Here is an 8,130-nt window from a genome sequence, read left to right as displayed (position 1 = left end):
CGCCAGCACCGCGCACGGCTCGGCCGGCGGCAGTCCGGTGCGGGCGGCCAGCAGGTCCGCCGAGCCGCGCCCCGCCAGAAGGGCGCGCGCCGCCTCCAGCACCAGCTCGCGCTGCCCGGCGCGACGGGCCTGGTCGTGCAGCAGGTGCGGCGCCGCGATCCGGGCCGCCGCCCGCAGCGCCTCGGCGACGGTCGGCGGCAGCGGGCACCCCGTCGGCGCGACCCACAGCGAGCCGAGCACCTCCTCGCCGGCCCGCACCGCGACGGCCGCGCGCTCGGGGGCGGTGCCGTCGGCCCGGCGGTGCAGCGCGCCCGGGTTGCGGCGCAGCAGCGCGAGGAAGCCGTCCTCGCGCATCGCCGCCCGGCGTTCGGCCGGCACCCGGCGGCCCAGGATGGTGGAGCGGCGGATGTCGTCGACGTCACGGTTGTTGGAGGAGTAGGCCAGCACCCGGGAGTCCGGGCTCTCGATCGTCACCGCGCCGCCGACCAGCGCGGCGAGCGCCTCGGCCAGCGCGTCCAGGTCGCCGAGCGGCACATTGGCCGCCCCGGCCTCCTCGGCCACCGCCAGCCCGGCCCGCAGGGTGCCGATCAGCTGCGCCCAGTCGGCCCAGGTCCGGCGGAACAGCACCGCGGTGCCGGCCTCGCCCGCGGCGTCCCGCAGCGCCCCGTTCGACGGTCCGGCGCCCTCCTCCCGGAACACCACCGCCGCCGCCCCGTCCCGCCCCGCCGCCCGGACCAGCGCCACGGCCCGCTCCGAGCGGGGGTCGACCCCGACGGCCACCACCAGGGCGCCCGGGTCGGCCCCGGGCTCGGACCGGTCGAACACCTCCAGCCCGGCCACCGGCACGTCCAGCCCCACCGGGGCGGTGCCCACCTCAACGACCGCCTCGGCGAGTGCGACCACCCCGCGCAAGGTCCGCTCCACGCCCCGCTCCTCCCCGCGTCCGGCGCCCAGTATGGCCCCCGGCCCACCGGCCCGTCACGGCGTCCGCGGGCCGCACCGCTACCCGGCGGCGGAACCCCGAACCCTCAGCGTTTCGGCCAACTTGTCGACCCTGTGCATGACACCCAGGTGGTCCGTGCATGAACTGCCCGTACACCGATCAAGGGCGAGGACATGAGAATCCCCACAGACCCCCACCGTTCCGTCTCCGCACCGATCGCCGAGGACGCCCCTGGAGAGGCCATGCCGCCGCGGTTCGCCTACGCGCTCGTCGCGGCGGTCACCATCGGGCTCACCGTCATCGGAGCCGTCAACCTCGCGAAACGCACCCACGACCGGGCGGGACTGTTCACCGCCCTGCTGATCGTGCTCTGCTGCTTCGTCATCCAGCTGTACAACTGCCACCCCAGAGCGCGGCGCGCGCCGCGCCGGAACACCGCCTGGCTGATCGGCGTCCAGGCCGTGCTGACCTTCCTGACCCTGCCCCTCACCGGGGTGCTGTCGGGAAACCTGAGCGGCTTCCTCGGTGGCGCGATCCTGATCGCGCTGCGCGGCGGGCCGCTCGCCTGGACGCTGTACGCGCTCGTGAACGTGGCGGTGCTCGCGCTCTCCCCGCACCAGCACCAGGGCCTCGCACCGCTGTACCTGGAACTCTCCTCGCTGGCCGTCGGCGTGCTCACCTACGGCCTGAGCGCCCTGTGCGACCTGGTGCACCGCCAGCACGAGGCCCGTCGGCGGGCGACCCAGATCGCCGTCTCCAGCGAACGGCTCCGGTTCTCCCGGGACCTGCACGACCTGCTGGGCTACAGCCTCTCCGCCATCACCCTGAAGATCGAGGTGATCCAGCGCCTGGTCGGCACCGACGACCGCCGGGCCCACGACGAACTGCGGGACACCCTCGCGCTCGCCCGCCAGGCGCTGGCCGACGTCCGGGCGGTGGCCACCGGACCGCAGGCGATGTCGCTGGAACGCGAGCTCCAGGTGGTGCGAGGGACGCTGGAGACCGCCGGGCTCCAGGTCGAGATCGACGGGCACCCGCCGCAGAAGCTCGACGAGCAGGTGGGCACCAGCCTGTCCATCGTGCTGCGCGAGGCGGTCACCAACCTGCTGCGCCACAGCAAGGCCACCCGGTGCACCGTCATCTTCAGCGAGCGGGCCGGCCGGGTCCACCTGTGGGTGGCCAACAACGGCGCCCGGACACCGCCCCCGGACACCCCGGAGCGGCGCGGCGGCGGTCTGCGCAACCTCGCCGCACGGCTGGCGCTGAGCGGCGGCAGCATCACCGCGACGGTCCGCGGCGAGTGGTACTGGCTGCACGTCGAGTGCCCGATGCGCCCCGGTTCGGACCGGGAGCCGCGCAGTTCCGCCGAGAACCCCTGCCAGGCGGCCGCCTGAGCCGGGCCCGGGCGGCTCCCCCGCCCGGGCCCGGACCGCGCGCCGCCCGCCGGCCCGCTCCGACACGGTTCGAGCCGCAATCTAGGCCCACCTCGAAGACTCGGTCGTCGAAGAGACCACCGGGGACATCGGAGGCGCCGCAGTGGAAGCGCAGCACCGGCTGACGCCGCAGATCAAGCAGTACGAGGAGTTCGCGACCGGCGAGGTGCGCTGGCTGCCGTACGTGATGTTCTTCAACCGGCCCGGCTACCGCTCCCCGGTGGTGAACACCGACGCCGGAGGGTTCCGGGTGTCGCACGGCACCGCCGGGCCGGTCTCGCTGCTCGGGACGGTGCCCGAGGAGCCCGTGGGGGTCGTGCTGGGCGCCTCCCCCGCGTTCGGCTTCGGGGCGAGCGGGGACGCCTGGACGATCCCCTCGCTGCTCGCCCGCGGCCCGCAGGCCCGGCCCTGGCTCAACCTGGCGGCGCCGGCCTTCAACTCCACCCAGGAGGCCACGCTCTTCCAGCTGCACCGGCACCGGCTGCCGGCGGTGCGCGACGTGCTGGTCTTCTCGGGGCTCAACAACCTCGTGGTGGCCGGGCTGCCGCAGGCCGACGGCGACTACCCGCAGTTCTTCTTCTCCGGCGAGTTCTTCGGCCAGCTCGGCGCGCCCGACCTCGGCCAGCGGATGGGCCAGCCGGGCTGGGCCCGGGGCCGGCTCGGCCGGGTCGCCAAGCGGCTGGGCCGGCCGGAGGACGGCCCGGACAGCGCGGGCGGCGCCGTTCCCGGCCCCGCCGCGCGCGTCGAGACCGCCGTCCGGCACGCCGCCCGCGACCTGCGCACCCTCGCCGACCTGGTCGCCCCGCTCGGGGCACGGCTGCACTACGTGCTGCAGCCCACCGCCGCCTGGAGCCGCAAGCCCTTCACCGCCGAGGAGCGCGCCCTCATCGAAGAGGCCGGCGCCGAGCGCGCGGGCATGTGGAACCTTTTCGCCCCCGTCCTCGACCCGGCCGTGCACGACGTGTACGCCGAGCGGTTGGAGGCCGTCTGCAAGGAGCTCGACGTCCCTTTCCTGGACGCCAACGCGGCCCTCGCCGCCTCGCCCGCCGCCCGGGAGTGGCTCTTCGTCGACCAGGCCCACCTCACCGACCGCGGCCACCAGGTGACCGCGGAGCTGCTGCGCACCGCGCTCGGCCTCTGAGCCCGGCCCGGCCCGCGCCCCCTCCCGCGCGGCCGCCCCGTCCTGTCCCGTCCTGTCCCGTCCTGTCCCGTCCGCCGACACCCCACCAGTAGGGAGCCCAGCCGTGTTCCGGAAGATCGTCGCGCTGTTCCGCCGGCGCCGCCGCAAGCGTCGCAACGACAACTCCATCTACCCGATGTTCTGACCCGACCGACGCCGAGAACGGAGGGGCGCGGTACGCCATGACCAACGCAGCCGCCCAGCCCGAGCCCGACCACCGCATCCTGTACCTGCGCGCGCTCGACCCCGAGGGGGACCTGCCGCTGCGGCCCGCGGACCTGGAACCGGTCCGGGCGGCCCTCGCCGCCGCCGGCCGCACCGGGGACACCGCCCCCGGCCGGGCGGCGGACCCCGAGGAGCTGACCGCGGCCGCCCGCGTCTGGGCGGCCGCGGCACGCGAGCCCTTCGCCCGGGCCCTGGCCGGGTCCGACAACGGCCCGGCCGTCCGGTGCGTGCTGCTGAACTGCGCACCGCTGGCCCTGTCCGCCGGCGCGTGGCTCCAGTGGCTCTCCAGCTCCGGCAACGCCGAGACCCCGCTCGCCCTGCGGGTGCTCACCCTGTACGCCGCCGACGTCGGCGTCGGCTACGCCGAGGCGGACCGCGGCTCCGACTACGGCCGCCTGCTTCACCGCCACCGGGTCGAGGAGCCGCTCGCCCGGATCCGGCTGGCCGCCAACGAGCGGGTGGAGACCTTCAGCTTCCGGCTGCCCGCGCTGCTGCTCGCGCTCAGCCGGCTGCCCGGCGCGTTCCTGCCCGAACTGCTGGGCGCCGACCTCTGCCTGCGCTCGGTCGGTCTGCTGCCCCCGCTGGCCGCCCTCGGGCCGGAGGTGCTGGACCGGGACGAGGCCCTGGCCCTGGACCTCGGCGCCGCGCGCGGCGAGCCCGCGGCCACCGCGCTGGAGCTGTCCACCGCCGCCGCCCGCCAGTACCTGGCGGAGAACGGCCCGGCCGGGGCGGAGCGGCTGCGCCGGGGCTTCCACTGGGCGCTCGGCGAACTCCGCCGCTGGTGCGAGGCGCTGGCCGAGGAGACCGCGCTCTCCCGGCACCCCGACTACGAGGTCTGGCGGCTGATCTGCACCCGGGCCCGCCAGGCGGCCGTCTACCACGCCCGGTACAAGCTGGCGGGCCGCCCGCTCGGCGCCTGGTTCGCGGACCCCGGCGCCGGGCCCGGCCCGTTCCTCGACGCCCTCGCGGCCAGCCCGCTGGTCCGCCCGGGCCGGCCCGACGCCAGCCCGCTGCTGCGCGGCCTGATCGGCCCCAAGGGTCCGATGTTCCGGATCTTCACCCCGGCCGAGATCGCCGTCCTGCGCCGCTGGATCGCCGGGCTCCCCGCCGACGGCCCCCGCGCGGCCGACGCGGCCGACGCCCCCGCGGCCGACGGCGGGGAGCGGGCGCCGGACGACCGGCGGGCGCTCCACCGGGCCCAGCGCTCCTGGTACCTGCACCAGGAGCGCCCGGTCCCGGTCCCCGCCGCGCCCGACGCGGCCCCGCTCCCGAGGATCGGCGTCCGGGCCGCCTACCGCGCGCTGCTCTCCCGTACCGACACCCCGGGACTGCGCCGCTACGCGTACGACTACGCCCGGCGCTGGCTGGCCCGTTCGCGCTACGGCCTGGACCGCGCCCCGCGGCAGCTGCCCGCCGTCTGGCAGGGCGCCAACGGCCTGCGGGAGTGGCTGGACCAGGCGCACGACCGGCACGGCAGCGAGTTCGCCGAGCGGAGCGTGCCACTGCCCGACCGGGCCGAGCTCGTCGACTCCACGGTGCAGCTGGCCCCGCTGATCATGATCGACGGCGGCTGGCTGCAGGGGTTCACCGACTACCGGCTGGCCTCCTCGCGCTGCGGCCAGTTCCTCTTCCGCACCTACTGGGACGAACTCGGCAACGGCGAGTGGGAGTTGAACCACCCGAAGATCTACCGGGACCTGGTCGCCACGATGGGCTTCGACCTGCCGCCCACCGGGTCCGCCGCGTTCGCCGAGTGGCCCGGCTTCCGGGAGGAGTCCTTCGCCCTCCCGGTCTACTGGCTGAGCATCTCCCGCTTCCCGCAGCGCTTCCAGCCGGAGATCCTCGGCCTCAACCTCGCCATGGAGCTCTCCGGCGTGGGCGGCAGCTACCGCAGCGCCCGGGCAGGCCTGAAGCACCACGGCTTCAGCACCCAGTTCGTCGATCTGCACAACACCATCGACAACGTCGCCACCGGCCACTCCGCCTGGGCGGCGGACGCGATCGACAGCTACCTGGCCGACCTGCCCGGGGTGATCGGCCCCCAGCAGGAGGCCGCCGTCTGGGAGCGCGTACGGGCCGGCTACCGGTCCCTGAACCCTCCCGAGGGCACCGTGGCCGACCTGTACGCCGCACTGAACGTCACGTTGAAGAACCCGAATTGAGGAGCTGACCGGTGGCCACCACAGTGCTTGGCATCTCGGCCTACTACCACGACAGCGCCGCCGCGCTGGTCGGCGCGGACGGCATCGCGGCGGCCGCCCAGGAGGAGCGGTTCAGCCGCCGGCGGCACGACTCCGCCTTCCCCGCGCAGGCCGTGCGGTACTGCCTCGACGAGGCCGGGCTGACCCTGGGCGACGTCGACGCGATCGCCTACTACGAGGACCCGGCGCGCAAGTTCCGCCGGGTGCTCGCCACCTACGCGGCGACCGCGCCGCACACCTGGAGCTCCTTCCGGGACGTCATGCCCTCGTGGCTCGGCTGGAAGGCGCGTACGCTGGACACCGTGCGCGAGGAGCTGCGCGGACTTGGCCTGGGTGCGGTGCCGCCGCTGCGGCGCTTCGGCCACCATCAGTCGCACGCCGCCTCGGCCTTCCTGCCGAGCCCGTACGAGTCCGCCGCGGTGCTCTGCGTCGACGGCGTCGGCGAGTGGACGACCACCTCGCTGTGGCACGGCACCGGGCAGCGCGTCGACCCGGTCGCCGAACTGCGGTTCCCCCACTCGCTCGGCCTGCTGTACTCGGCCTTCACCTACTTCTGCGGCTTCAAGGTGGACTCCGGCGAGTACAAGCTGATGGGCCTCGCCCCGTACGGCAGGCCGGTGTACGCCCGGTTGATCCGGGAGCGGCTGATCGACCTGAAGCCGGACGGCTCGTTCCACCTCGACACCGACTGGTTCGAGTACCTGCACGGCCACGTGATGACCGGCCGGCGGTTCGAGGAGCTGTTCGGCGGGCCCCGCAGGCAGCCCGAAGCACCGCTCACCGAGCGGGAGTTCGACCTGGCCGCCTCCGTCCAGGAGGTCACCGAGGAGGTGATGCTCCGGCTGGCCCGCACCGCCCGCGAGCGCACCGGCGAGCGCCGGCTCTGCCTGGCCGGCGGGGTGGCGCTCAACTGCGTGGCGAACGGCCGGATCGTCGAGGAGGGGATCTTCGACGAGGTCTGGATCCAGCCCGCCGCCGGGGACGCCGGCGGCGCCCTCGGGGCCGCCCTGCTGGCCCAGCGCGCCGCCCGCCCGCACACCCGCACCGGTCGCGACGCGATGCGCTCCTCCCGGCTCGGCCCGGGCTACGACAACGACCGGATCGCGGCCTACTTCGACGCCAACGCCGTCCCGTACACCCGGCTGGCCCCGGAGGAGCTGTCCGCGCGGGTCGCCGAACAGCTCGCCGAGGGCAAGGTGGTGGGCTGGTTCCAGGGCCGGATGGAGTTCGGCCCGCGCGCCCTCGGCGGCCGCTCGATCCTGGGCGATCCGCGCAACCCGGCGATGCAGTCGGTGATGAACCAGAAGATCAAGTTCCGGGAGTCCTTCCGCCCCTTCGCGCCGATCGTGCTGGCCGAGGACGCCGAGGAGTACTTCAAGCTCTCCCAGCCCAGCCCCTACATGCTCATCGTGGCCCAGGTGGCCGAACAGCAGCGGCTGGAGTCGGACGGCGCCGCCCGGGGACTGGACCGGCTCAGGACCGCCCGCTCGACGATCCCCGCGGTCACCCACGTCGACCACTCCGCCCGGATCCAGACCGTCACCGCGGAGGCCGACCCCCGACTGCACCGGCTGCTCGGCGACTTCAAGGAGCGGACCGGCTGCCCCGTGCTGGTCAACACCTCCTTCAACGTGCGCGGCGAGCCGATCGTGACCAGCCCCGAGGACGCCTACCGCTGCTTCATGCGCACCGACATCGACACCCTCGCCATCGGCGACTTCCTGCTCGCCAAGGCCGACCAGCCGGCCTGGACCGAGGAGGGCGACTGGCGCGACGAGATCCCGCTCGACTGACCACCCGCCACCACGCCCGCCCGCTCGGGCCCTCCCGGAAGGACGACCCCGATGAGCACCACCCCGCCGAGCACCACCCCGCTGAGCACCGCCCGCCGCACCGGCCTGCAATTCCTGCTCCTGCTCGCCTACCTGCTGGTCCTCACCCCGGTCGGGCTCGTCGCCCGACGCTTCCGCGACCCGCTCGACCGCGCGGTGGACCGTACGGCCGCCAGCTACTGGATCACGTCGTGACGGAGGGCCGGCGTGCCTAAGCGCAGTGACATCAAGTCCGTTCTGGTGATCGGGTCCGGTCCGATCGTGATCGGGCAGGCCGCGGAGTTCGACTATTCGGGCACGCAGGCGTGTCGGGTTC

The 8,130-nt window shown here is 74.9% G+C and carries 5 protein-coding genes and 1 pseudogene; 5 read left to right on the top strand and 1 reads right to left on the bottom strand.

Annotated elements, in window-relative coordinates; all coding sequences use genetic code 11:
* Nucleotides 1-924, bottom strand: a pseudogene (locus ACFVFS_RS39940) (PucR family transcriptional regulator); the annotation flags it as partial.
* 192 nt (nucleotides 925-1,116) lie between these two features.
* Between ACFVFS_RS39940 and ACFVFS_RS39935 the strand changes: the two are divergent.
* The 5 genes from ACFVFS_RS39935 to ACFVFS_RS39915 all read left to right on the top strand — a co-directional run bounded on the left by ACFVFS_RS39935 (nucleotide 1,117) and on the right by ACFVFS_RS39915 (nucleotide 8,009).
* On the top strand, nucleotides 1,117-2,337 hold the full coding sequence (locus ACFVFS_RS39935; RefSeq protein WP_380629985.1) for a sensor histidine kinase: 1,221 nt from the start codon (nucleotides 1,117-1,119) through the stop codon (nucleotides 2,335-2,337).
* 142 nt (nucleotides 2,338-2,479) lie between these two features.
* Nucleotides 2,480-3,517 (top strand): IopA, encoded by a 1,038-nt coding sequence (locus ACFVFS_RS39930; protein WP_380629983.1) that lies wholly within the window; start codon nucleotides 2,480-2,482, stop codon nucleotides 3,515-3,517.
* Nucleotides 3,518-3,738: 221 nt separating this feature from the next.
* Nucleotides 3,739-5,943 (top strand): iron-containing redox enzyme family protein, encoded by a 2,205-nt coding sequence (locus tag ACFVFS_RS39925; RefSeq protein ID WP_380629981.1) that lies wholly within the window; start codon nucleotides 3,739-3,741, stop codon nucleotides 5,941-5,943.
* An 11-nt stretch (nucleotides 5,944-5,954) separates the two neighbouring features.
* On the top strand, nucleotides 5,955-7,775 hold the full coding sequence (locus ACFVFS_RS39920) for a carbamoyltransferase (RefSeq protein ID WP_380629980.1): 1,821 nt from the start codon (nucleotides 5,955-5,957) through the stop codon (nucleotides 7,773-7,775).
* A gap of 51 nt (nucleotides 7,776-7,826) precedes the next feature.
* The gene (locus ACFVFS_RS39915; RefSeq protein WP_380629978.1) at nucleotides 7,827-8,009 is read left to right on the top strand and encodes a hypothetical protein; all 183 of its coding nucleotides are present in this window, start codon (nucleotides 7,827-7,829) and stop codon (nucleotides 8,007-8,009) included.
* The last annotated feature ends 121 nt before the right edge of the window (nucleotides 8,010-8,130 follow it).

The sequence above is a fragment of the Kitasatospora sp. NPDC057692 genome, assembly GCF_042799475.1.
In the GTDB taxonomy this organism is placed as follows: Bacteria; Actinomycetota; Actinomycetes; order Streptomycetales; family Streptomycetaceae; genus Kitasatospora.
The sequence above is the reverse complement of the archived record's forward strand: the minus strand, read 5'-3'. Positions and strand labels throughout refer to the sequence as shown.